This is a genomic window from Rhizobacter sp. P1_G5, assembly GCF_056405435.1.
This window is the reverse complement of sequence record NZ_JBFUCB010000005.1, coordinates 21,964-44,609: the sequence shown is the minus strand read 5'-3', so window position 1 is coordinate 44,609 and position 22,646 is coordinate 21,964. Positions and strand designations below refer to the sequence as shown.

The following is a 22,646-nucleotide window of genomic DNA, read 5'->3' as shown; positions in this document are numbered from 1 at the left end:
GCGGCTGCCCTCGGCGTCATACATGTACGCGCCCTGCGCACGCGCGATGAAGCGCGGCGTGCCGCCGACGGCGCGGAATGCGCGCACCGGCGAGTTGACGCCGCCGGGGATCACGCGCCGCGCGCGCTCGAACAGACTCTCGTTGGTTTTCGTCATCTCACGCCGTCTCAATGCACATGCCGGGGGTCCTTGGGGGCCTCATCGTCGTTGGCGGCGCCGCCGCTGCCGGGCTCGCCTTCCTCGCCTTCTTCTCCAGGCGGCAGCGCCCAGAAGAAGCGGTCGGGAATCACGTTGCCCATGCCGGGGCGGAAGCCGGCGTCCAGCGCCTGGTCGAGGAACGCCAGCGATTCGCCGACGGCCGCGTGCAACTCGCTGCCGGCGGCCAGCAGCGCGGCCAGTGCCGACGACAGCGTGTCGCCGGCACCGACGAAGCTCACCTCGAAGCGCTCGAACTTCTCGCCGGTGATCGCGCCCTGCGGCGAGGCCAGCACGTTGTCCATGAACTGGTCGGGAAGCGGCACGCTCGTGACCAGCACGAAGCGCGTGCCATGCTGCGCGGCGGCCACCGCCAGCTCGCGCGGCGAGGCCGGGCGCTCGCTGCTCCACTCGGGCAGCAGGAAATCGGTCAGCGTCTGGTGGCTGCCGACCAGCACCTCGGTCTGCGGCAGCACCAGCTCGCGGAACGAGTCGAGGTAGGCCTGCTGGTCATCCTCTTCGAGCCACGACAGGTTGGGCATGTACGCGACCAGCGGCACCTCGGGGTAGTCGGACAGCACCTCGGCCACCGCGCTGACACCCTCGGCAGACCCGAGGAAACCGACCTTCCAGGCGGCGATGCTCACGTCCTCGAGGATGCTGCGGGCCTGCTCGACCACCACGTCGGCGTCGATCGCGCTGTGGTCGAACACCTCGGCGGTGTCGCGCAGCACGATCGAGGTGACCACCGGCAGCGCGTGCGCGCCCATCGCCGCGATCGTCGCGACATCGCCGGCCAGGCCGCCGGCGCCGCTCGGGTCGCTCGCGTTGAAGGTCATCACGCAGGCGGGGGCGGGCGCTTCCTGGTTCGGGTCGGCCTGAGGGTCCGCGGGGGGGGCGTCTGGGGTCATGGGGGGTCCGTCAGGAAGGTGAAGACGAGTCGGGTTTGCCGGCACTGACTTCTAGAAAAATGTGAGGAATGTGGCGTAGGTGCCCAGGAATCAATGGTTTTTTGTCAATCTGCGTCGCTACAATCTTTTCTCATTGTAGTGAAGCGACAAAAACAAAGTGAGCAATGACCTCAGCGGTACCCGAACCTGGATGTGCCTGATCTGCGGCTGGATTTACGACGAAGCGGCAGGGGATCCTGAACACGGTATCGCGCCGGGCACCGCATGGGAATCCGTTCCCATGAACTGGACCTGCCCGGAATGCGGCGCACGCAAGGAAGATTTCGAAATGGTCCAGATCTGATGGTCGCTGGGGCTCTTACATGGTGTGCCGGGCAGGTGCCACGGCCGCTTTCAGTCATTGAGGGGATTCTCGGTGAGCAATGAAGCCATCGCAGGCATCAAGGTGCTGGTGATCGACGACAGCAACACGATCCGCCGCAGCGCGGAAATCTTCCTGAAGCAGGGCGGCCATACCGTGCTGCTCGCGGAAGATGGTTTCGACGCGCTGTCCAAGGTCAACGACCACGATCCGGACCTGATCTTCTGCGACATCCTGATGCCGCGCCTGGACGGGTATCAGACCTGCGCCATCATCAAGCGAAACGCGAAATTTGCCGACGTGCCGGTCATCATGCTGTCCTCGAAGGACGGCCTGTTCGACAAGGCGCGCGGACGGATGGTCGGCTCGGAGGACTACCTCACGAAGCCGTTCACCAAGGACCAGTTGCTGCAAGCCGTGGCACAGCACCGGCCGGCCCGCGCCTGATGCGCACACCTGCTGTTTCCCGGTAACGTTGCCCTGCAAGAGAGTTGAAGGAGTAAGACGATGGCGATTCAGAAGATTCTGTTGGTCGACGATTCGAAGACCGAACTGCACTACCTGTCGGAGCTGCTGACCAAGCGCGGCTACGCGGTGCGAACTGCCGAGAACGGCGAAGACGCGATGCGCCGGCTGGGCGAGGAAAAGCCCGACCTGATCCTGATGGACGTGGTCATGCCGGGCCAGAACGGCTTCCAGCTGACCCGTGCGATCACGCGCGACCCGCGTTTCACCGACGTGCCGGTGATCATGTGCACGAGCAAGAACCAGGAAACCGACAAGGTGTGGGGCATGCGCCAGGGCGCACGCGACTACATCGTCAAGCCCGTCGACGCCGACGAGCTGGTGTCGAAGATCCGCGCGTTCGATTGAACGCCGCCGGCATCCGTCACTCCACCTCACCGTCACACGTCGCCCCGCAGGCAGAGAACTGAATGGCCAACAAGGAAGCATTGCGCGAACTGCAAAGTCGCCTGGCCGAGAGGCTGCAGGCGGCGCGTACGCAGGAGCGCGGCCGCGCCTGGCTGGCCGTCGAGTGCGGCAGCCACGGGTTCCTGTTCCCGCTGCAGGAGGCCGGTGAAATTTTCCCGTTCGCGCCCGCCATGCAGGTGCCGTACACCAGCCGCTGGTTCATGGGCGTGGCCAACCTGCGCGGCCGGCTGCACGGGGTGGTCGACCTGGCCGGCTTCCTGGGTGTGCGCGGCAACGAGCCGGTGCGCGAGCAGTCCTGGTTCGTCGCGTTCAACTCCGACCTGAACATCAACTGCGCGGTGTTGGTGGACCGGCTTGCCGGGCTGCGCAACCTGCAGCAGCTGACGCCCGAACCCGACGACGGACAGGCCAAGCCGGCCTTCGTCGGAACGCATTACCGCGACGAAGGCAAACGCCTCTGGCGCGAACTGAACCTGGCACAGCTGGCCACCGAGGCCGCTTTCCTGAAGATCGCAGGCTGAGGCGCACCCGCGCCGGCCCTCCTGACTGCATTACCCAAGACGACGCAACGAGGCACCTATGAGCTTCCTGAACAAAATCAAAGGCAAGGGCAAAGGCCGTGACGACGCATATGGCGCCGACGGTGCCGTTGCGCTGGACGACGTGGCCGGCCTCGACCTGGGGCACGGTGACGACGGGCGGCCGGACGGCGGTGCCAACACGGTGAACCTCGACTCGTCGATCATCTCGGAGGCTGCGCCGTCCGAACTCGCCGATTTCTCCGAAACCCGGCTGCCGAGCGGCGACAACGCCGCGCTGATGTCGGGCACCGGCGTGCCGCTGATCGGCAACCGGCCGGTCGGGCAGCAGCAGCGCGTGCTGGGCGTCATGGTGCTGCTCGGCCTGGTCGGCCTGGTCGGCATGACGATCAGCTCGCTGAACCAGGCCAACAAGGGCGCGGCCCAGGTGGGCTACTCCGGTCAGGCGCTGATGCAGTCRCAGCGTCTGGCGAAGTCGGTGTCGCAGGCCCTGATCGGCAGTGCGCAGGCCTTCCCCGAGGTGAAGGAAAGTACCGAGGTGCTGGCGCGCAACGTGCGCGGCCTGGCCAAGGGCGACCAGAACGTCGATGCGGCGCCGGGCGTCGTGCAGGACACGCTGGAGCCGCTGCTGCCGCTGATCGACCGCGCCGAGAAGAACGCGAACACCGTGCTGGCACAGCAGAAGATCCTGACGCAGGTCGGCCAGGCGCTGCGCGCGATCAACCGCCAGTCGTCCGACCTGCTGGAAATCGCCGAGACGGTGTCGTCGCTGAAGCTGCAGCAGGAAGCCTCGCCGGCCGAGCTGTCGGCGGTCGGCCAGCTCGTGATGCTGACGCAGCGCATCGGCAAGTCGGCCAACGAATTCCTGACCATGGAAGGCGTGAGCCCCGAGGCCGTGTTCCTGCTGGGCAAGGACCTGAACTCGTTCCGCGAAATCGCCGACGGCCTGTCGAACGGCAACGCCGAACTGCGCCTGCCGGGCACCAAGGATCCGCAGACCAAGGAGCGCCTGACCGCGCTGCTGAAGCAATACGAAGAGACGCGGACCCAGGCCAGCTCGATTCTGGGCAACCTGCAGGGCCTGGTGTCGGCCCGTGAAGCGCAGTCCGCGATCATTGGCGACAGCGAACCGCTGCGCAAGGGCCTGGAAACGGTGCAGGACCGCCTGTCCACCGTCACCGGCTTCAACGTCGTGAACCTGGGCCTGCTGGTGCTGTCGGCCGTCGTGCTGGCCCTCGGCGGCGCGGGCTTCCTGCAGCTGTWTGTGCGAGACCAGGCGCAACGTGCCGCGCTCGCCGAAAACCAGCGGCTCGAAGCCGAACGCCAGGAACAGGAAGCCAAGCGCGTCAACGACGCGAACCAGGCGGCCATTCTGCGATTGATGAACGAACTGCAGACGGTTGCTGAAGGCGACCTGACGCAGCAGGCCACCGTGACGGAAGACATCACGGGCGCCATCGCCGACTCGGTGAACTACACGGTGGAAGAGCTGCGCACGCTGGTGTCGCAGGTGCAGGGCACGGTGGGTCGGGTGACCGAAACGACGCAGCAGGTGGAAGCCACGTCGACCGAACTGCTGGCCGCGTCCGACGAACAGCTGCGCGAGATTCGCGAAACCGGCGAGTCGGTGCTGCAGATGGCCGGCCGAATCAACGACGTGTCGAGCCAGGCGCAGCAGACGGCCCAGGTGGCGCGTCAATCGCTGCAGGCTGCCGAGACCGGCCTGACCGCGGTGCAGAACACGATCGGCGGCATGAACTCGATCCGTGACCAGATCCAGGAAACCTCCAAGCGGATCAAGCGGCTGGGCGAGTCGTCGCAGGAGATTGGCGAAATCACCGAACTGATTTCCGACATTACCGAACAGACCAACGTGCTGGCACTGAACGCCGCCATCCAGGCCGCATCGGCCGGTGAAGCGGGTCGAGGCTTCTCGGTGGTTGCGGAAGAAGTGCAACGGCTGGCAGAACGTTCCGGCGACGCCACGCGGCAGATTGCGGCCCTGGTGAAGACCATTCAGACCGACACCCAGGATGCTGCGGCGGCCATGGAACGCTCGACGCAGGGCGTGGTGGAAGGAACCCGGCTGTCCGACGCGGCAGGTAACGCACTGGGCGACATCGACCGCGTGTCACGCCAGCTTGCCGACCTGATTGCGCACATTTCCAGCCAGGCGTCCCGCGAAGCCGAATCGGCCAACGTGGTGGCGGCCAACATCCAGCACATTTTCGCGGTGACCGAGCAGAYCGGTGAAGGTACCCGTTCCACCGCACAGATGGTGCGCGAGCTGTCCCGGACGGCCGAGGAACTGAAGCAATCGGTTGCACGGTTCAAGATCGGTTGAGCTAGTGTGTTGCCTGCGGCCCTGAATGGGCCGCAGCCCCTCACCCCACACAGGCATCAGATGGATTGCCACCGCCCCCAACGCGACGATGAGCGACACCATGAGTGAGACGACAGACGACCTCAGCGCGCTCGCGTGGGTTCACGAAGAACTGCGCAAGTCCCTGGACACCGCCCACAAGGCGCTGCGCCGCTACGTGAAGGAAGCCGAGGCGAACAGCGGCTCCGACGTCGACGCCGTCGATCCGTCGGTGCTGCGCACGGCGCGGCAGCAGATCCACCAGGGGGTGGGTGCGCTCGAACTGGTCGGCCTGCCGGCCGTCGCACGCCTGCTGGCCGCCAGCGAGGCGGCGGTGCAGCGCTTCGTCGCGAAGCCGCAGAAGCTCACGTCGGCCGAGGTCGACACCATCGAGCGCGCGTCGTTCGCGCTGCTCGACTACCTGCAGCGCCTGCTGGCCGACAAGCCGGTCTCGCCGCTCGCGCTGTTCCCGCAGTACCAGGCGGTGCAGACGCTGGCCGGTGCCGAGCGCGTGCACCCCGCCGACCTGTGGAACATCGACTGGCGCTGGCGCGAGCTGCCGACCGACACCACGGTCAAGCCGCGCGCCCCCGATTCGATCGCCCGCGGCCTGATGGAACGCCAGCTGCTGCTGATCATGCGCGGCGAGCCGATGCCGGCCGTGCAGCGCATGAGCGACATCTGCGCCGGTCTCGGCGCGCAGGCGTCCGATCTGACCCACTCCACGCTGTGGAAGCTCGCGGCCGCCTTCTTCGAAGGCCAGGCCAACGGCCTGCTGAAGGGCGACGTGCACACCAAGCGCGTGGCCTCGCGGCTGCTCGCGCAGCTGCGCACGCTGGAGCGCGGCCAGCCCGACGTCTCCGAGCGCCTCGCCCAGGACCTGCTGTTCTTCTGCGCGCAGGCCGCCTCGCCCGGCGACGGCCGCAAGACGCCGCGCCTGGCGGCCGTTCGCCTGGCCTACGGCCTCGCGCAACACCTGCCGGTCGACTACGACACCAGCCGCCTCGGTCGCTTCGACCCGGCGCTGATCGTGCAGGCCCGCAAGCGCGTCTCCACCGCCAAGGACGCCTGGTCGTCGGTGGCCGGCGGCGAAATGCACCGCATGAGCGGCCTGGCCGAACAGTTCTCGCTGGTCGGCGATTCGGTCAAGCGGCTGTACCCGAGCGGCGAGCTGCTGGCCGATGAGCTGCAGCAGGCCGTCGTGCAGACGCAGCAGTCGAATGTCGCGCCGGAAGCCGCGCTCGCGATGGAAGTCGCGACCAGCGTGCTGTACCTCGAAGCCTCGCTCGAGGATGCCGATTTCGACCACCCCGAGCAGGCCGCCCGCGTGCGCCGGCTCGCACAGCGCATCGCCTCGGTGCGCGCCGGCAACACCCCCGACCCGCTCGAAGCGTGGATGGAGGAGCTGTACCGCCGCGTCTCCGACCGCCAGACCATGGGCAGCGTCGTGCAGGAACYGCGCGCCTCGCTGTCCGAGGCCGAGAAGTCGATCGACCAGTTCTTCCGCAACCCGGCGCAGCGCGAGCTGCTGGTGCCGGTGCCGAACCAGCTGTCCGCGATGCGCGGGGTGCTGTCGGTGCTGGGCATGGACCAGGCCTCGCATGCCGTGCTGCGCATGCGCGAAGACGTCGATGGCCTCATCACGACCGAGGTCGACCCGCAGCAGGTCGTGCAGTCGGGCACCTTCGACCGGCTGGCCGGCAACCTGGGTGCGCTCGGCTTCCTGATCGACATGCTCAGCGTGCAGCCGCAGATGGCGAAGTCGCTGTTCGTGTTCGACGCCAAGTCCGGCACGCTGAGCCCGCTGATGGGCCGCAGCGCCGCCGCGCGCCAGGCCTCCAACCTCGCGATGGCGCATGCGCCTGCACCGGTGGAGCCGCGCCTGATCGAGCAGGCCCAGTCGCTGTCGCTCACCGCGGCGAGCGACAACGTGCCGCTCGATGAAGTCACGCGTGACCTCGACCGCCTGTCGCATGAAGCGCAGGCCGCGGCGCAGCCCGAACTGGTCGCCGCCGTCGAGCATGCCAAGGACGCGATCGCGCATTCGCACAACACCGAAGAGGTGGCGGCCGCGCGCGAACAGCTCTCCGAGGCGCTGTCCGATTTCGTCCACACCGCCACCGACCCGGTGCTCGACATGCCCGAGGCCGCGCCGGCCAAGGTGCAGCCGGCCCTGTCGACGGCCCCGGCCGGCACGGCCACCGACCTCGGCGACGATCCCGAGATGCGCGAGATCTTCCTCGAGGAAGCGCGCGAGGTGATCGAGACCGCCGAGACGGCGCTGAAGACCCTGGCGCATGCCAGCGCCGACGTCGAACAGCAGACCACCGTGCGCCGCGCGTTCCACACGCTGAAGGGCAGCTCGCGCATGGTCGGGCTGAAGGACTTCGGCGATGCCGCGTGGGCCTGCGAGCAGGTCTACAACACCTGGCTGGCCGGCCAGAAGGCGGCCGACCCGACGCTGCTGAATTTCTCCAACGAAGCGCTCGCCTACTTCGCGAAGTGGGTCGATGCGATCGCCGCCCAGAACGTCACCGGCTTCCATGCCGCGGTGGTGAAGGCCGCCGCCGACGCGCTCGGCCGTGGCGATCCGGTGCCGCCGATCAAGGCCGGCCCGGCCGCGCCGGTCCCGCTGATGTCGCTGTCGTTCGGCGACGCCACCGCGGCGAAGCCGGCCGCCGTGGCGCCGGTGGCCGCCAGGCCGGTGGTCACCGCGCCGGTGTCGGCACCGGCTCCGCTGACGCCGCTGTCGATCACGCCGCCACCCGCGGCCCGCCCGGTGGCGCCGCCGCCGGTCGCTGCTGCGCCGGTTGCCGCTCCAATCTCCCAGCCGCTCCCGCTGGCCGACCTGTCGTTCGACCTCGACCTGGGCGCGTTCGACGAGGCCCCGGCCGCTGCGCCGGCCGCCATGGCGCCGACCGGCACGCTGCCGAGCATCGAACTGCCCGACACCTCGATGCTCGACCAGCTCGGCGCGGCCGCGCCGATCGACGCCGTGCTCGAGCCGCTGCCGGTCGCCGAGAGCAGCGAGCCGCAGCTGCTGTCGGCCGATTCGGTCGAGCTGATCGAACTCGACCTGGGCGACGACTTCTTCGGCAGCGCACCGGCCGTCGAGGCCACGCCGCTGGTCACCGAGCTGTCGCCGTCATCGGCCGCGGCGCCGCTGTCCGACGACGACCAGGTCAAGATCGTCGGCCCGCTGCGCATCGGCATCCCGCTGTTCAACATCTACCTGAACGAAGCCGACGAACTGTCGCGCCGCCTGACGACCGAAGTCGCCGAGTGGGCGATGGAGCTGCACCGCCCGATCGGCGAGATGCCGATCGCGCTCGCGCACTCGCTGGCAGGCAGTTCGGCCACGGTCGGTTTCAGCGAGCTGTCGCATCTCGCGCGGCTGCTCGAGCATTCGCTGATGCGTTCGCAGGCGATCGGCGCCGGCACGACCGACGAAGCCCGCCTGTTCGTCGACTCGGCCGAAGAAGTGCGCCGCCTGCTGCACCAGTTCGCCGCCGGCTTCCTGAAGCCCGCCGCACCGGAACTGCTGGAGCGCCTGGCCGCACACGAGATCAGCTCGGCCCGTCGCCTCGAGGCCGCCAACGCGGCGGCCGAGGTGGCGCAGGCCTCGCCGTCGACCGACGACATCCCGGCACCGCAGCCGGAAGAAGGCTTCGGCGACCTCGACGTGTCGTTCGACGACCTGGCCGCCTTCGAAGCGGCCCCCGAGATCGTGCTGAGCGAGCCGATGGCGCTGGCGCCGGAGCTGCCGGCCGTGCCCGAGGTTCCCGAGGTTCCTGAGGCATTCGACCCCGAAGCGCTGTCGGCCGCGGCCGAAGGCTCGTTCGGCACCAACGACACCAACTTCGCCGGCCTCGGCCTGCCCGAGCTGAAGGCGTTCTCGCCGCTCGCCRCCGAGCCGCAGCGCTCGGCACCGGTGCGCGTCGACGTCGACGACGAGGGTGACGACGATGACGACGACATCGATGCGATCGATGCCGTCGACGCCGAGCTGTTCCCGATCTTCGAGGAAGAGGGCGAGGAACTGATCCCCGAGCTGGCGACCAAGCTGCGCGAGTGGTCGCGCCGCCCGACCGACAACTCGGCGGCCGCGGCCTGCATGCGCACGCTGCACACGCTGAAGGGCGGTGCCCGCCTGGCCGGCGCCATGCGGCTGGGTGAAATGGCCCACCGCCTGGAAACCCGCATCGAGCACCTGCTGCAGCAAGCGGCACCGGCGACCACTCAGGACGTCGAGGCGCTGCAAGGCCGTGCCGACGGCCTGGCGCATGCCTTCGAGACGCTGCGCTCGCGCGACGCCCAGGCTTACGCCGAAGCGGCCGCTGCGCCGGTCGCACCGCCGCCCGCACCGGTCGCCCGTCCGCCGGTCGCCCCGCCGGTGGTGTTGGCACCGATGACGGTGGCCGCGCCGGTGATGCCGGTGTTCACCGCGCCGCCGATGGTGGCTGCTCCTGTCGTGGCGGCCCCTGCAGTTGCAAGCCCTGTGGCGCCCGTCGCCCCGCCGGTGGCCGAGCCGGCCCCTGCGCCGGTGACCCAACCGACGCCGCTGGCCGCCGAGGCCGCGCCGTTCATCGAGCCGCTGGCACCGACCCTCCCTGCGCCGGTGGTGGCCGCGCCGGTGGCGGCACCGGTCGCCCCGGTGGCCAAGCCGGCGACCCCGCCGGTTGCCGCTCCGGTGCTGACACCGGCACGCGCTGCCGCCCAGGCCCAGGTGCCGGGCGGCGACATCGACTGGTCGCGCTTCGCCGCCTCGCCGACGGCGGTGGCTGCGGCGGTCGAACAGGCCGTTTCGCCGACGCACTCCGCGGTGCGCGTGCGCGGCCCGCTGCTCGAACGGCTGGTCAACCAGGCCGGTGAGGTCAGCATCACGCGCTCGCGGATCGAGGCCGAAGTCGGCAACATCCGCGGCTCGCTGTCCGACCTGACGGACAACCTGGAGCGTCTGCGCGGCCAGCTGCGCGACATCGAGCTGCAGGCCGAGACGCAGATGAGCTCGCGGCTGGAGCAGGCGAAGGCGCAGGCCCAGTCGTTCGATCCGCTGGAGTTCGACCGTTTCACGCGCTTCCAGGAACTGACGCGGATGATGGCCGAGTCGGTGAACGACGTGGCCACCGTGCAGCGCACGCTGCACCGCACGCTGGAAACGACCGAAGACGAACTGGCGGCACAGGCCCGCCTGACGCGCGACCTGCAGGATGACCTGCTCCGCACCCGGATGGTCGAGTTCGAAAGCGCCTCCGACCGCCTGTACCGCGTGGTGCGGCAGGCCGCGAAGGAAACCGGCAAGCAGGTGCGCCTGGACATCGTCGGCGGCTCGATCGAAATCGACCGCGGCGTGCTGGACCRCATGACGCCGGCCTTCGAGCACCTGCTGCGCAACTGCGTGACGCACGGCATCGAGCGCCCCGACGTGCGCACCGGCATCGGCAAGGAAGCAGCCGGCAGCATCGTCGTGTCGCTGCACCAGGAAGGCAACGAAGTCGGCGTGGAATTCCGCGACGACGGCGCCGGCCTGAACCTGATGCGCATCCGCGACAAGGGCATCGCGATGGGCCTGATCAAGGCCGATGAATCGAAGAGCGACGCCGAGCTGGCCAACCTGATCTTCACGCCGGGCTTCTCGACCGCCGACCAGGTGACCGAGCTGGCCGGCCGCGGGGTCGGGATGGACGTGGTCCGCTCCGAAGTGAACGCGATGGGCGGCCGCATCGAGACCGCGACCTCGGTCGGCCAGGGCACCAGCTTCAAGCTGCTGCTGCCGTTGACGACCGCGGTGACGCAGGTCGTGATGCTGCGCTGCGGCAGCACGGTGGTCGCGGTTCCCGCGACGCTGATCGAGATCGTGCGCCGCGCCAAGGTGGACGAACTGGAGCACGCCTACGCGAGCGGCACCTTCACGGTCGGCGACCGTTCGCTGCTGTTCTTCTGGCTGGGCGCCTTGCTGCAGCAGACGGCCATCAGCCAGGAAGTGACCCGCATGCGCCCGGTGGTGGTGGTGCGCAGCGCGCAGCAACGCATCGCGCTGCACGTCGACGAAGTGCTGGGCAACCAGGAAGTGGTCGTGAAGAACCTCGGGCCGCAACTGTCGCGCCTGCCGGGTCTCGCGGGCATGACGCTGCTGGCCTCCGGTGCGGTCGCGCTGATCTACAACCCGGTGGCGCTGGCCACGCTGTATGGCGATGCGGCCCGTGCCGCGACGCTGGCGGCACGCCACGCGCCGACGCAGGCGCAGATCATCGAGGCCGCGGCGGCCGAGGCGCCGCAACGCCTGGCACCGCTGGTGCTGGTGGTCGACGATTCGCTGACGGTGCGCCGCGTCACGCAGCGCCTGCTGGTGCGCGAAGGCTACCGCGTGCAGCTCGCCAAGGACGGCATCGACGCGCTGGAGCGCCTGGCCGAAGACCTGCCGCAGGTCGTGCTGAGCGACATCGAGATGCCGCGCATGGACGGCTTCGACCTGGTGCGCAACATCCGCGCCGACGCGCGCCTGCGCGACCTGCCGGTGATCATGATCACCTCGCGGATCGCGCAGAAGCACCGCGACTACGCGGCCGAACTGGGCGTCGACCACTATCTGGGCAAGCCGTATTCGGAAGAAGACCTGCTGGCCTTGATCGGGCGCTACACGGCCGACGTCACCTTGGTGTAATCCGGCCACCATGCGCTCACACGAGAACACCCGATGTCCGAGCTGGTCGACCATCTCGCCGAGCTGACGGGGTTTCGCGACCGCGACATTCTCGATGTGACGCTGGTGGGCGCGCTGCGCGACTTGTTGCGCCCGCTGTCGGTGGCGATCTACCGCAGCGTCGGCGACCAGGGGCAGGAGCGCTGGCTGACACGGGCCCACCTGGGCCTGCACGACGCGGTGGCGCGTGCCGATCCGGTGTGGGCCGATGTCGACAGCCTGCCCGCGCTCGACGCCTTCCCGGCGCGGCTGCAGGCGATGAACGGGCAGACGGTGCTCGCGGTGCCCGGCACGCCGAACCTCACGGTCTTCGCCGTCAGCACCGACCGCGAGGTGGTCGGCGTGCTCGAGGTCGAGACCGAGGCGGCGATGAGCGATGAGTCGCAGCGGCTGGTCTGCAGCATCCTGCGCATCTACCGCAACTTCGAAGGCCTGCTCGACTACAGCGAACGCGACACGCTGACCGGCCTGCTGAACCGCAAGACCTTCGACGAGAGCTTCCTGAAGGCGACCAACACGCCGGTGCTGGTGTCGCATGCCGACACGCGCCGCGCGCCGCCGTCATCGCACCAGCACTACTGGCTGGGCGTGATCGACATCGACCACTTCAAGTCGGTCAACGACAGCTATGGCCACCTGATCGGCGACGAGGTGCTGCTGCTGCTGTCGCGGCTGATGCGCAGCAGCTTCCGCTTCCACGACCGCCTGTACCGGTTCGGCGGCGAAGAGTTCGTCGTGCTGATGCGCTGCGCCCGCGAGGAAGACACGGCCATGGCGCTGGAGCGGATGCGGCAGAACACCGAGGCCTATGCGTTCCCGCAGGTCGGGCGCATCACGATCAGCATCGGTTTCACCGAGGTGAAGCCCGGCGACACCCCGAGCGGTGCGTTCGAGCGGGCCGACAAGGCGGTGTACTACGCGAAGGGCCACGGCCGCAACCAGGTGCGCAGCCATGCGGCGCTGGTGGCCAGCGGCGCGCTCGAGGACGACTCGATCATCGGGGACGTCGAGCTGTTCTAGCCCGGGCGTTCGTCGCTGCCGGTGGCCTGGCGGTTCGCCGTCGAATCCACGGGCTGGACTGACGACTGGTGCATCGCTTCGGCACTGCGCACCACGCCCGAGACGACCGCGCAGAACGCGATCAGCAAGACAGCCGACAGGGTCAGGCCCGCCAGCATCAGCGCGTTCTCCGAACGCCAGTGCGGGGGAATGGCCGGCCTGCGATTCCAGAAAGCGGCCGCACCGCCAGGTGACGTGGGCGACGACGCAACGGCGCTCATGGCTTCGACGGCAAGGCGTCAGGCCAGTGGCGCGCCTGCAGGGCCGGGTGGGCCGCTTCGTAGCCCAGATCGTCCGGCAAGGCCGCTGCCGGCACATCGGAGGGCTCGGCTGCCGGCCGGTGCGGCTGCGGGTCACCCAGGGCCCAGCGCCGCACGTCTTCCAGCCAATCTGCATCGCTTGCCATCGTCACTGCTCCTCGGCGAGCGCTCCCACGGGGTGGGGAGCATGACAGGCATCGTCGCGTGCACTCGGCGCCGCTGCCATCGGCCGAGGCTGCAAACGAGCGTAGGAGCGTGCCTACAGTCGTTGCATCTGCTCACGCTGCCCCGGTGCACGTCGGCGTTGCCCTACAGCCGGGAACGCAGGCTTCCTGCGCCGCGACGCGGCCCGCGGCGACAGCCTTCCCCCCGCCACGGCGCGACGATCCACCGCATCCACCGGCCGGTGCCGGCAGCGAAAGGAAGCAACATGAACACGAAGAGCTGGTACACCCCGGGCGTGGTCCTGAGCGCGCTGTGCGCTGCGATGGTCGTCAGCGCCTGCGGACCGCAGAACGGCGAACCGGTGGCAGCCGCGCCCGTGCCTGCCGCCCCCGTCACGACACCCGCGCCGGCACCGGTGCAGGCCGTGCCGGCACCCGCGCCGACCTACCGCGTGGCGGCACCCGCGCCCGCCCCGGTGCGCAGCGACCGCGCAGGCCAGGTCAGCAGCATCGAGCCGATCACCGAGACCCCGAAGGCAACCGGCGTCGGTGCGGTCGCGGGGGGCGTGCTCGGCGGCGTGCTGGGGCACCAGATCGGCAACGGCACCGGGCGCGACGTGGCGACGGTCGCAGGCGCGGTCGGCGGCGCCGTCGTCGGCAACAAGATCGAGAAGAACCGCTCCGAGAAGGTGGTCGGCTACCGCGTGCACGTGACGCTCGACAACGGCGAGCAGCGCACCTTCGAGCAGAGCGGCAGCACCGGCCTGCGGGTCGGTGACCGCGTGCGGGTCGACGGCAACCAGGTGCGTCGCAGCTGAGTTCCCGCAGGCCGGCGCAACACGTGCCGACCTGCTTACACTGCGCCATGGCCGCCGCGGCGCGGCCTTCAGGAGTCCGCCGTGGCCATCAGCTGGATCAGCGCGCTCAAGGTCATCCCGTGGGGTGACGTGATCGAGGCGGCGCCCGGCCTCGTGAAGGGCGCGCGCAAGGTGTTCACCCGCACGCAGCCGGAACCGGTGGTCGTGCAGGATCCTGCAGCGCCGCCGCAGCAGCGCATCGAACAACTCGAAGCCGCCGTGGCCCGGCTCGGTGAGCAGCAGCAGGCGGCCGCGGCGTTGATCGAATCGCTGGCCGAGCACAACGCCAAGGTCGTCGAGGCGATCGAGCGGCTGCGGCTGCGCAGCCGGCTGCTGATGGGCACCTGTGCGGTGCTGCTGGCCGCCGTCGGCGCGCTGGCCTGGCTGGTGTTGCGCTGATCCTCCGCCGCGCCGTGACCATGGGCAGTTCCGAACTCGATGCGGTCGCCGTCACGGCCGACGAGGCCGCCGCCGCGCAGCCGGTGCGCCACTTGCGGCAGATCCTGCTGTGGCCGCTGCGGCTGATCCCGCCGGAAAGCCCCGCGGCGCGGCATGCCAGGCCATGGGAATTGCTGCGCGACCTGCCCGACTCGCCGTGGCGCGAAGAGGTCGACGAGTACACCGGCGACGCGACCCGCTTCCACGAGCGCCACTACAACGAGTTCGTCAGCTTCCTGCCCTACGTGCAGCGCTTCCTGTACGGCGATGGCCGCGCGAAGCGTGATGCAGCGACGGGCGACGGCGCYTCGCCGATGCGTGTGTTCCGCCGCCACGACGTGAAGGCGGTGCGCGTGGTGCCGCGGCCGGGCGACGCGCCGCTGACGCTGGAGGTGGTACATGCCGACCTGTACTTCTTCTACGACCTCGACATCGTGATGCTGAACCTCGAGGTCGGCATCAGCGACCTGAGCCTCGCGCAGGCGCAGGACCTGCTCTACCGCTTCGGCCGCGGCTACCCCGCCGGCTGGGATGCCGGGGGCACGCCGCTGCACGGCATGCACGGCGTCGAATGGCTGGGTGCCGACGGCCAGGTCCTCGCGCGCTCCGACTCCGGCCAGCGCGAGGCCTTCCTCGCGCACGTGGCCGAGCACCGCGCGCCGCGCATCGCGTCGCACTGGGCCTTCATGCTGCAGCCGCTGGTCAGCGACCACTCGGGCGAGCCCGGCCTGCTGCGCTACCGCCAGATCGAATACCACCGCATGCCGGTGATGGGCTTCCTCGCGGTCGACGATCCGGCGCGGCTGACGCGCGGCGATTTCATCCGCCTCGGTCTCGTCATCGGCGGCAGCGAGGCCGAGACCGCCTTGCCCTATCTCGAATCGACGGTGCAGGGCCGCGCCGCCGACTTCGAGCAGCGCTTCTGCTACGACCGCTTCTGGATCGACGCCGGCATGGCGCCGCGCACGCGCTACCTGTGCAGCGGGCATTCGCTGATCGTCGTCGGCGACGCCCGCTCCACCTTCTACAACTGCCGCGACCGCGGCGTGCTGGCGCAGTTTCGCCACCAGCATTTCCTGCTGTTCCTGATCGCGCACTTCCAGAAGGCGGCGCTGCTGAGTTTCTCGGACACGCTGGTCGAGGCCTTGCGGCAACTCGACATCGGCCACCCCGCCAGCGTGCGGCGCTTCAAGCGGGCGATCCGCGCGAGCTTCGAATCCTTCCTGCGCTTCACGCACCGCTACTGGTTCCATTCGGTGTCCGACCAGGCACAGGTGCGCGCGTTGTTCCACATGTGCTCGACGCACCTGGGGCTCGATGCGCTGTACGCCGAGGTGAAGGAGCGCATCGCCGACATGAACAGCTACCTCGACGCCGACAGCCTGCGCCGCCAGGCCAACACGGTGGTGCGGCTGACGGTGGTCACCATCCTCGGGCTGGTCGGAACCGTGACGACCGGCTTCCTCGGCATGAACCTGCTGTCCGAGGCCGACGCGCCGCCCGGGCGCAAGCTGTGGCTGTTCGGCATCGTGTTCGTCGCGACGACGGTGCTGACCTTCTACACGATGGCCAAGTCGAAGGGCCTGTCAGACTTCCTCGATGCGCTGAGCGACGAGCGGCTGTCGGTGTGGACCAAATTCAAGGCGCTGCTGGCGGTGTGGCGCCGGCCCGTCGACTGATCACTGATCAGGCCGGCACGGCGGCCCGCGCGCGTGCGTTCGACGCCGGGATGTTGTCGCGCGCCATCGTGCGCCCGGCCTGCACCGCGGCGATCCAGTCGTCGGTGCCGGTGACCGYGGCGAAGCGGCTGTGGAACACGACGCTGAACACGCGGTGGATCTCCTCGGCGCTCGCCCGGCCGGCGGCGTTCTCGTACGACAGCGCGCCGCTCGCGTCCGACAGCAGCTCCACCGCGAAGCCGCGGTGCGTCGCCTCGATCACCGTCGACGCATTGCAGTTCTGCGTCATGTAGCCGACGATGCTCAGCGTGTCGATGCCGGCCGCGGCGAGCCAGTCGGCGAAGCCGGTGCCGGTGAAGACGCTCGGCCACTGCTTCTCGATGAGGTGGTCGCGCGCGCGGCTCGCCACCACCTCGTGCAGCGCCCAGCCGTGCGAACCGGTCGCGAACAGCGGCGCGGTCGCGGCCTCGCTGTGCTGCACCACCAGCACCGGGATGCCGGCCGCGCGCGCCGCATCCATCGCGCGGCCGATCTGCAGCAGGCTGCCCGCCACCGGCGGGTGCTCGATCGGCAGCTTGCCGCTGACGTACTCGTTCTGCACGTCGATGACGATCAGCGCACGGCGCGGGGTGGGCAGGGTGGACATGGCATTTCTCCTGGAAGGGGGACGGCTGCGTGCCGTCGACGGGATCGATTGTTCGCCCGATCGCGGCCCGGCGACAGTGGCCCGAATACCCGACTTCGATAGGATCGGGCCATGAGATCGCCCGAACCGCACCGTGTCGCCGTCGTCGCATTCGACGGCATCAGCCCGTTCCACCTGTCGGTGCCGTGCATGGTGTTCGGTCCCGACATGGCCGGCGACGGGGTGCCGCCGTTCCGGCTGCAGGTCTGCGCCGGCGAGACCGGCCCGCTGCGCACGACCGCCGGTTTCACGATCGGCGCCACGCAGCGCCTCGCGGCGCTGGCACGGGCGCACACGATCATCGTCCCGTCGTGGCGCGATGCCGCCGAGCGCCCGCCCGAGGCCCTGCTGCAGGCGCTGCGCCGCGCGCATGCCCGCGGTGCGCGCATCGTCGGGTTGTGCATCGGCGCCTTCGTGCTGGCCGAGGCCGGCCTGCTCGACGGACGCCGGGCCACCACGCACTGGCACCTGGCGGCGGAATTCGCACGGCGCTTTCCGCAGGTCGAGCTGCATGCCGAGGTGCTCTATGTCGACGACGGCGACGTGCTGACCTCCGCCGGCACGGCCGCCGCGATCGACTGCTGCCTGCACCTGCTGCGCGAGCTCGCCGGTGCCGAGGTGGCCGCGCGGGTTGCGCGGCGCATGGTGGTCGCGTCGCACCGGCAGGGTGGCCAGGCACAGTACATCGAGCAGCCGCTGCCGCGCAGCGGGGCGGACCAGCGGCTCGCGGCCGTGATGGCCTGGGCGCTCGCGCGGCTCGACCAGCCGCATGGCCTCGACGGGCTGGCGGCGCGCGCGGCGATGAGCCGGCGCAGCTTCACGCGGCATTTCCGCGCGGCCACCGGCACCACGGTGCTGCAGTGGCTGCAGAACCAGCGCCTGGCGCGCGCGCAGCGCCTGCTCGAGACCGGCACGAAATCGATCGAGGCGGTGGCCGCCGAGGCCGGCTTCGGCTCGGCGCTGTCGCTGCGCCAGCTGTTCGCGGCCCGGCTGTCGGTGACGCCCACCCAGTACCGCCGCGCCTTCCGCGGCCGCTGACGCGCGGGCGCCACTGTCGGGCAACGACTACAGCGGCATGCGCCGGGCACCGACGCGGCCGCGCGGTCGCCGCCGATTCGTACGCGACCTGCCGGCGCGGACGATKGCACCGTCGGTCCACAACAGGAGCAGACCATGATCGCTCGATCCATCGCTTCCCTCGCTTCCATCACCGTCGCCGCGGCCTTGTGCGCCTGCGGTTCCGCGCCGCGCGACGAGCGCCGGACGGTCGCCGAGGCACCGGTGGCCGCTGCGCCGGCGCCGGCCTATGCCCAGTACGGCCGCGTGCGCGACATCGAGGTGGTGCCGGTGGCCAGCCGCACCTCGGGCGGCGGTGCGGTGCTCGGGGCCGTGCTGGGCGCCGTGGTCGGCAACCAGATCGGCTCCGGCACGGGCCGCGTCGCGGCGACCGGGGTCGGTGCGGTGGCCGGCGGCGTGGTGGGCAACCAGATCGAGCGGCGCAACCGCCGCGACGACGAGATCTACCGCGTCAGCGTGCGCTTCGACAACGGCAGCGTGCAGAGCTACGACTTCCAGCGCGTCGACGACCTGCGCGTCGGCGACCGCGTGAAGTGGGAGGGCGGCCAGCTGCACCGCGTGTAGGGCCCGGTTGTCACTTGCTGTCAGGGCACGGTTGCGGGGATGATCGCGCTTCACTTCCGGGAGCAAGCGCGTGGGTATCTCTGAATCGACAGCGCCTGAATCGACAGCCCGCAGCCTGATCCGCGTCGGCATCGGCGGCTGGACCTACGAGCCCTGGCGCGACAACTTCTTCCCCGCCGGCTGGCCCCATGCGCGTGAGTTGGAGTACGCGAGCCGCCGGCTCACCGCGATCGAGGTGAACGGCACCTACTACAGCACGATGAAGCCGGCCACGTTCGCCAAGTGGCACGACGAGACGCCGGACRGCTTCATGTTYKCSCTSAAGGCCTCGCGCTWCKSSACCAACCGSCGSGTGCTGGCCGAGGCGGGCGAGTCGATCGGGCGCTTCATCGGCAGCGGGCTGTCCGAGCTGCGGTCCAAGCTCGGCCCGATCGTCTGGCAGTTCGCACCGACCAAGCGCTTCGATGCGGCCGATTTCGAGGCCTTTCTCGAGTTGCTGCCCGCCGAGGTCGACGGCCGGCCGCTGCGCCATGTGATGGACRTGCGGCACGACAGCTTCCGCTGCGCGCCGTACCTGGAACTCGCGCGCCGCCACCGCGTCGCGACGGTGTTCACCCATTCCGACGACTACCCGTCGTTCGCCGACGTGACCGGCGATTTCGTCTACGCCCGGCTGATGTCGGCGCAGGCGGCCGTGCCGACCGGCTACGAGCCGAAGGCGCTGGAGGCGATCGCCGGTTGCGCGAAGCACTGGGCGTCCGGCGGCGAACCCGACGGCCTGCCGCGTGTGGAAGCCCCGCGCGATGCCGCGCCGCGCGACGTGTTCATCTTTTTCATCAACGGCGCCAAGGAGCGGGCGCCCGCCGGCGCGATGGCCCTGATCGAACGCCTGGGCCGGCCGGCCCCGTGAGAATGTCCCGCGGCCGGCCAATGCCGCGGGCGGGCTGCACAGTTTCTCGACGATCTCTCGCTACAACGGCGGATCACCGCCAGCGAGTGCAGCGCTCTTGGACATCCAGCAGTTCCGTTTCGAAGACATCGAGGTCGACGCGGCAACCCGCCAGGTGACGCGCGCGGGCCAGGCCGTGCGCATCGAGCCCAAGGTCTTCGACGCACTGGTATTGCTGCTGCGCCAGAAGAGCGGCGACACCGAGAAGCGCGAGCGGCTGTTCCTGATCACGCCGCGCATCGTGCAGTCGGCTGCCATCGCGATGCCGCCCGCGATGCCGCCCACGATGCCGATCACCACGCTTCCCGTCGTTCGCTGAGGCCGTCCCATGCTCGTCGCAGCCATCGCCACCCCACCGGCCACCCCCCTCTGCGCCGCACCCGCCGCGGCCCCGCCCCGCCGTGCGCCGCCCGGCCACACGCCTTCGCACTTCGACACGCTGGTCGCGAGCGCCTGGGCCGAGACGATCTGCGCGTACTGGGATGACCTGCAACAGGCCGGCCTGCTGGACGGGCAGGCGCCGCTGGACGTCGTCGACTGGATGCCGGGTGACGGCGGATCCGCGCGGCTGATGCTGCAGGCCTTGCTGCAACGGGCACGCGGGCGGCCCGGCATCGAGCGGCGACTGCGCTACCTGGCCTGCGTCGCGGACGAGGCGCAGGTCGCCGCGTGGCGGCACGAGCCGGAGCTGCACGGCCTGCTCGATCGCCACCTGCTGGTGCCGGTGCTGTGGCCGCTGGACGGCGAAGAACCGCCGCATCTGCTGGCGAGCGGCGGCGCGCTGCGCTGGTGCGGAGCGAACCCGGTGGTGGTGCTGGCGCACGACCGCTTCCGCCACCTGCCGCAGCGCCTGCTCGGGACGCACTATGGCCGCCTGCTGGAGGCCTCGCCGCACGAGCTGGTCGATGCGCGCGACGGCGACGATGCCAGCCGCTGGCGCGCGGTCGACGAGGGGGCGCTGACGCCGGCGCAGCGCACGCTGGTGGAACGGCACGTGGCCGGCCTGAACAGCGCGCCGGTGTGCCTGCCGGTGGGCGCGATGCAGGCGCTGGCGCGGGTGGCGGCGTTGTGCCCGGCCGGCTACCTGGTGCTGTCGACTGCGCGCGGCTTCGCGGACGACCGCGGCGTGCGGCTCGGTGGCTTCGACAGCGTGCTGTCCGCGTTCCGCCGCGATCGGCTGCTGCCGGCCGACTTCAGCCTGCTCGCGACCCACCTCGGGCAGCAGGGCGTGCGGGTGTGGCAGCGCGCCGTCGGCGATGGCGACGTGGTGCAGGCGGTCGCGGGGGGCGCCGGCAGTTCGCAGGCGGCGCTGCAGCGCTGGGCGGCGCCGCTCGCGCGCGGCGACTGCGGCGATGGCGCGGCGCTCGCGCGCGTGATGCGCGCCGCGGTGCGCGATGCCGGTGCGGCCGCGGGCCTGGTGGTGCTGCGGCGCGCCCACCACGATCCGCGCGTGTTCGCCGCGGCCTGCCCCGACCTGCACCTGCGCTGGCTCGGGCGCAGCGGCGTCGACCGCGAGGCCTGGGCCGAAGCGCTGCGCTGCGTCTGGGCGCAGCACCTGCCGTCGCCGGATGCGCCGCCGCTGTTCCGCGACGTCGCGCTGTCGGCGATGCGCATCGCCGAATGGGGCTTCGCGCGGCGGGTCTGGCTGCGCGGCCTGGCGGTGCACGGGCCGAGTGCGCCCGACCTCGCGCAGCTCGCCTGGTGCGAGTCCTGCCGCGGCGATCTCGAGGCCGCGTTGCGCCATGCCGCGGCCGCGCTCGCGTGCCGGCCGGACGATCCGCTGGCGCGCGACGTGCAGCAGCGCCTGGACGAGCGCCTGGCCGGCTGGGACGAAGCGCCCGGCGGCTGGCTGCGCTGCATCGCGCGGCAGCCGGGCGGGCTGGCGCTGGAGCCGCTCGACGGCAGCCATGCGCCGGCCCTCGGCCACCAGTTCCGCGATCCGCAGATCGCGGTGATGTCGGGGTTCGATCCGATCGACGAGAAGCGCGATGCGGCGACCTGGGTCGACGAGCGGCGCCGCGAGACCGACCGCATGGACTACGCCGTGATGCATGCGGAGCACGGCTTCGTCGGCCACACCGGCCTGTACCGCTGGGCGCGCGCGGGCTTCTTCTATTTCTGGATCGGCATCGATTTCCAGGGGCGCGGCCTGGCCGCCCAGGCGGGCGCGCTGCTGTGCGAGTTCGCCTTGCGCAACGGCGTCGACTGCCTGCTGACCTCGGTCTATGACGACAACGTGCGCTCGAGGCGTGCGCTGGAACGCATCGGCTTCCGGCGCCTGCCGGTGCGCCGGCGCAGCGACAAGGAGCCGCTGCATTACATGGTCCTGGTGGCGCCGGGCGTGGAGGTCGACGCGATGGCGGTGCTGCTGGACTACCACGTGCGCGAAGAGCAGGCGACCGACTTCGAGCCCGATCCCGATCCGAAAACGGAAACGGTCGGGGTCGGCGGATCGGGGCGGCCGTGAGCTCGGTGTCGGACGATCGGCGCCGCGCCGACGAGGCCCGCGTGGCGCAGCTCGCCGAGAGCATGCGCCGCCGGCACCAGGTCGACGACGCGGTCCGGGGCGAGGCCTCGCAGCCGATGTCTGCGCAACGGGTGCTGCGCGAGGAAGCGGTGTTCAGGGATGCGGTGCAGGCTGCGCTCGACGACGGCCTGCCACGGCCGCCGGTGTGCTCGGTCGAGCCGGACGAGCCGCCGCGGGAAGAACCTGCCACCGAGCCTGTTGCGGTGCCGTTGCCGCCATCGCCATCGCCATCGCCATCGCCGCTGCGGTCGTCTTCGCCTCCCGCTGCGCCTGTGGCCACGGTGCACGTGCCACCACCCTCCACGGACACCGATCCGCAAGCGATGCCGACGGCCTCACCGGTGCCTGCGCGAGAACCGGCCCGCGGGGCGCCACCGCCCCAG

The 22,646-nt window shown here is 70.4% G+C and carries 19 protein-coding genes and 1 pseudogene; 15 read left to right on the top strand and 5 right to left on the bottom strand.

Going from position 1 to position 22,646, the window contains the following annotated elements:
• A pseudogene (locus AC1D12_RS01100) lies at positions 1-156 on the bottom strand (aspartate aminotransferase family protein); the annotation flags it as partial.
• An 11-nt stretch (positions 157-167) separates the two neighbouring features.
• Positions 168-1,106 carry a bifunctional hydroxymethylpyrimidine kinase/phosphomethylpyrimidine kinase gene (gene thiD, locus AC1D12_RS01095; protein WP_052212899.1) on the bottom strand — a complete coding sequence of 313 codons (939 nt, stop codon included), beginning with the start codon at positions 1,104-1,106 and terminating at the stop codon, positions 168-170.
• A gap of 190 nt (positions 1,107-1,296) precedes the next feature.
• Here thiD and AC1D12_RS01090 point away from each other — a divergent pair, with 190 nt between their 5' ends.
• From AC1D12_RS01090 to AC1D12_RS01060, 7 genes are all read left to right on the top strand, one after another.
• A complete protein-coding gene (locus AC1D12_RS01090; RefSeq protein ID WP_082004612.1) occupies positions 1,297-1,449 on the top strand; it encodes a rubredoxin in 153 nt (50 codons plus the stop codon).
• A 72-nt stretch (positions 1,450-1,521) separates the two neighbouring features.
• Complete coding sequence (locus AC1D12_RS01085) at positions 1,522-1,914, top strand: response regulator (protein ID WP_052202924.1); 393 nt, start codon at positions 1,522-1,524, stop codon at positions 1,912-1,914.
• Positions 1,915-1,974: 60 nt separating this feature from the next.
• Entirely contained in the window at positions 1,975-2,340 is a 366-nt protein-coding gene (locus AC1D12_RS01080) for a response regulator transcription factor (protein WP_047509914.1), read from the top strand.
• Between the two features lie 62 nt (positions 2,341-2,402).
• A complete protein-coding gene (locus AC1D12_RS01075; RefSeq protein ID WP_047509916.1) occupies positions 2,403-2,921 on the top strand; it encodes a chemotaxis protein CheW in 519 nt (172 codons plus the stop codon).
• A gap of 58 nt (positions 2,922-2,979) precedes the next feature.
• Entirely contained in the window at positions 2,980-5,283 is a 2,304-nt protein-coding gene (locus AC1D12_RS01070) for a methyl-accepting chemotaxis protein (RefSeq protein WP_477838470.1), read from the top strand.
• 100 nt (positions 5,284-5,383) lie between these two features.
• A complete protein-coding gene (locus tag AC1D12_RS01065; RefSeq protein ID WP_477838468.1) occupies positions 5,384-11,965 on the top strand; it encodes a hybrid sensor histidine kinase/response regulator in 6,582 nt (2,193 codons plus the stop codon).
• Between the two features lie 33 nt (positions 11,966-11,998).
• The gene (locus AC1D12_RS01060; protein ID WP_047509919.1) at positions 11,999-13,024 is read left to right on the top strand and encodes a GGDEF domain-containing protein; all 1,026 of its coding nucleotides are present in this window, start codon (positions 11,999-12,001) and stop codon (positions 13,022-13,024) included.
• On the opposite strand, the gene AC1D12_RS01055 is transcribed toward AC1D12_RS01060, so the two are convergent.
• Together AC1D12_RS01055 and AC1D12_RS01050 are read right to left on the bottom strand one after the other, a co-directional pair.
• Positions 13,021-13,284: a hypothetical protein gene (locus AC1D12_RS01055; RefSeq protein ID WP_477838466.1), complete on the bottom strand. Its 264-nt coding sequence runs from the start codon at positions 13,282-13,284 to the stop codon at positions 13,021-13,023. The genes AC1D12_RS01060 and AC1D12_RS01055 overlap by 4 nt on opposite strands.
• Positions 13,281-13,469, bottom strand: a complete 189-nt coding sequence (locus AC1D12_RS01050; protein WP_156155058.1) for a hypothetical protein — start codon at positions 13,467-13,469, stop codon at positions 13,281-13,283. The genes AC1D12_RS01055 and AC1D12_RS01050 overlap by 4 nt, the downstream gene beginning before the upstream one ends.
• Positions 13,470-13,753: 284 nt before the next feature.
• On the opposite strand from AC1D12_RS01050, the gene AC1D12_RS01045 reads away from it, so the two are divergent.
• The 3 genes from AC1D12_RS01045 (at position 13,754) to AC1D12_RS01035 (ending at position 16,461) form a co-directional block, all read left to right on the top strand.
• On the top strand, positions 13,754-14,305 hold the full coding sequence (locus tag AC1D12_RS01045; protein WP_465112835.1) for a glycine zipper 2TM domain-containing protein: 552 nt from the start codon (positions 13,754-13,756) through the stop codon (positions 14,303-14,305).
• Between the two features lie 81 nt (positions 14,306-14,386).
• Complete coding sequence (locus AC1D12_RS01040; RefSeq protein ID WP_477828994.1) at positions 14,387-14,743, top strand: hypothetical protein; 357 nt, start codon at positions 14,387-14,389, stop codon at positions 14,741-14,743.
• 20 nt (positions 14,744-14,763) lie between these two features.
• Positions 14,764-16,461, top strand: a complete 1,698-nt coding sequence (locus tag AC1D12_RS01035) for a hypothetical protein (protein WP_477838463.1) — start codon at positions 14,764-14,766, stop codon at positions 16,459-16,461.
• Between the two features lie 7 nt (positions 16,462-16,468).
• On the opposite strand, the gene AC1D12_RS01030 is transcribed toward AC1D12_RS01035, so the two are convergent.
• Positions 16,469-17,107, bottom strand: coding sequence for a cysteine hydrolase family protein (locus AC1D12_RS01030; RefSeq protein WP_477838461.1), 639 nt, complete (start codon positions 17,105-17,107; stop codon positions 16,469-16,471).
• Positions 17,108-17,218: 111 nt separating this feature from the next.
• On the opposite strand from AC1D12_RS01030, the gene AC1D12_RS01025 reads away from it, so the two are divergent.
• The 5 genes from AC1D12_RS01025 to AC1D12_RS01005 all read left to right on the top strand — a co-directional run bounded on the left by AC1D12_RS01025 (position 17,219) and on the right by AC1D12_RS01005 (position 22,203).
• The gene (locus AC1D12_RS01025; protein ID WP_477826407.1) at positions 17,219-18,184 is read left to right on the top strand and encodes a GlxA family transcriptional regulator; all 966 of its coding nucleotides are present in this window, start codon (positions 17,219-17,221) and stop codon (positions 18,182-18,184) included.
• A 135-nt stretch (positions 18,185-18,319) separates the two neighbouring features.
• Positions 18,320-18,787 (top strand): glycine zipper 2TM domain-containing protein, encoded by a 468-nt coding sequence (locus AC1D12_RS01020; protein ID WP_477826406.1) that lies wholly within the window; start codon positions 18,320-18,322, stop codon positions 18,785-18,787.
• Positions 18,788-18,857: 70 nt separating this feature from the next.
• Complete coding sequence (locus AC1D12_RS01015) at positions 18,858-19,697, top strand: DUF72 domain-containing protein (RefSeq protein ID WP_477838459.1); 840 nt, start codon at positions 18,858-18,860, stop codon at positions 19,695-19,697.
• A gap of 97 nt (positions 19,698-19,794) precedes the next feature.
• The gene (locus AC1D12_RS01010) at positions 19,795-20,055 is read left to right on the top strand and encodes a hypothetical protein (RefSeq protein WP_477838457.1); all 261 of its coding nucleotides are present in this window, start codon (positions 19,795-19,797) and stop codon (positions 20,053-20,055) included.
• A 9-nt stretch (positions 20,056-20,064) separates the two neighbouring features.
• On the top strand, positions 20,065-22,203 hold the full coding sequence (locus tag AC1D12_RS01005) for a GNAT family N-acetyltransferase (protein ID WP_477838455.1): 2,139 nt from the start codon (positions 20,065-20,067) through the stop codon (positions 22,201-22,203).
• Positions 22,204-22,646 lie beyond the last annotated feature (443 nt).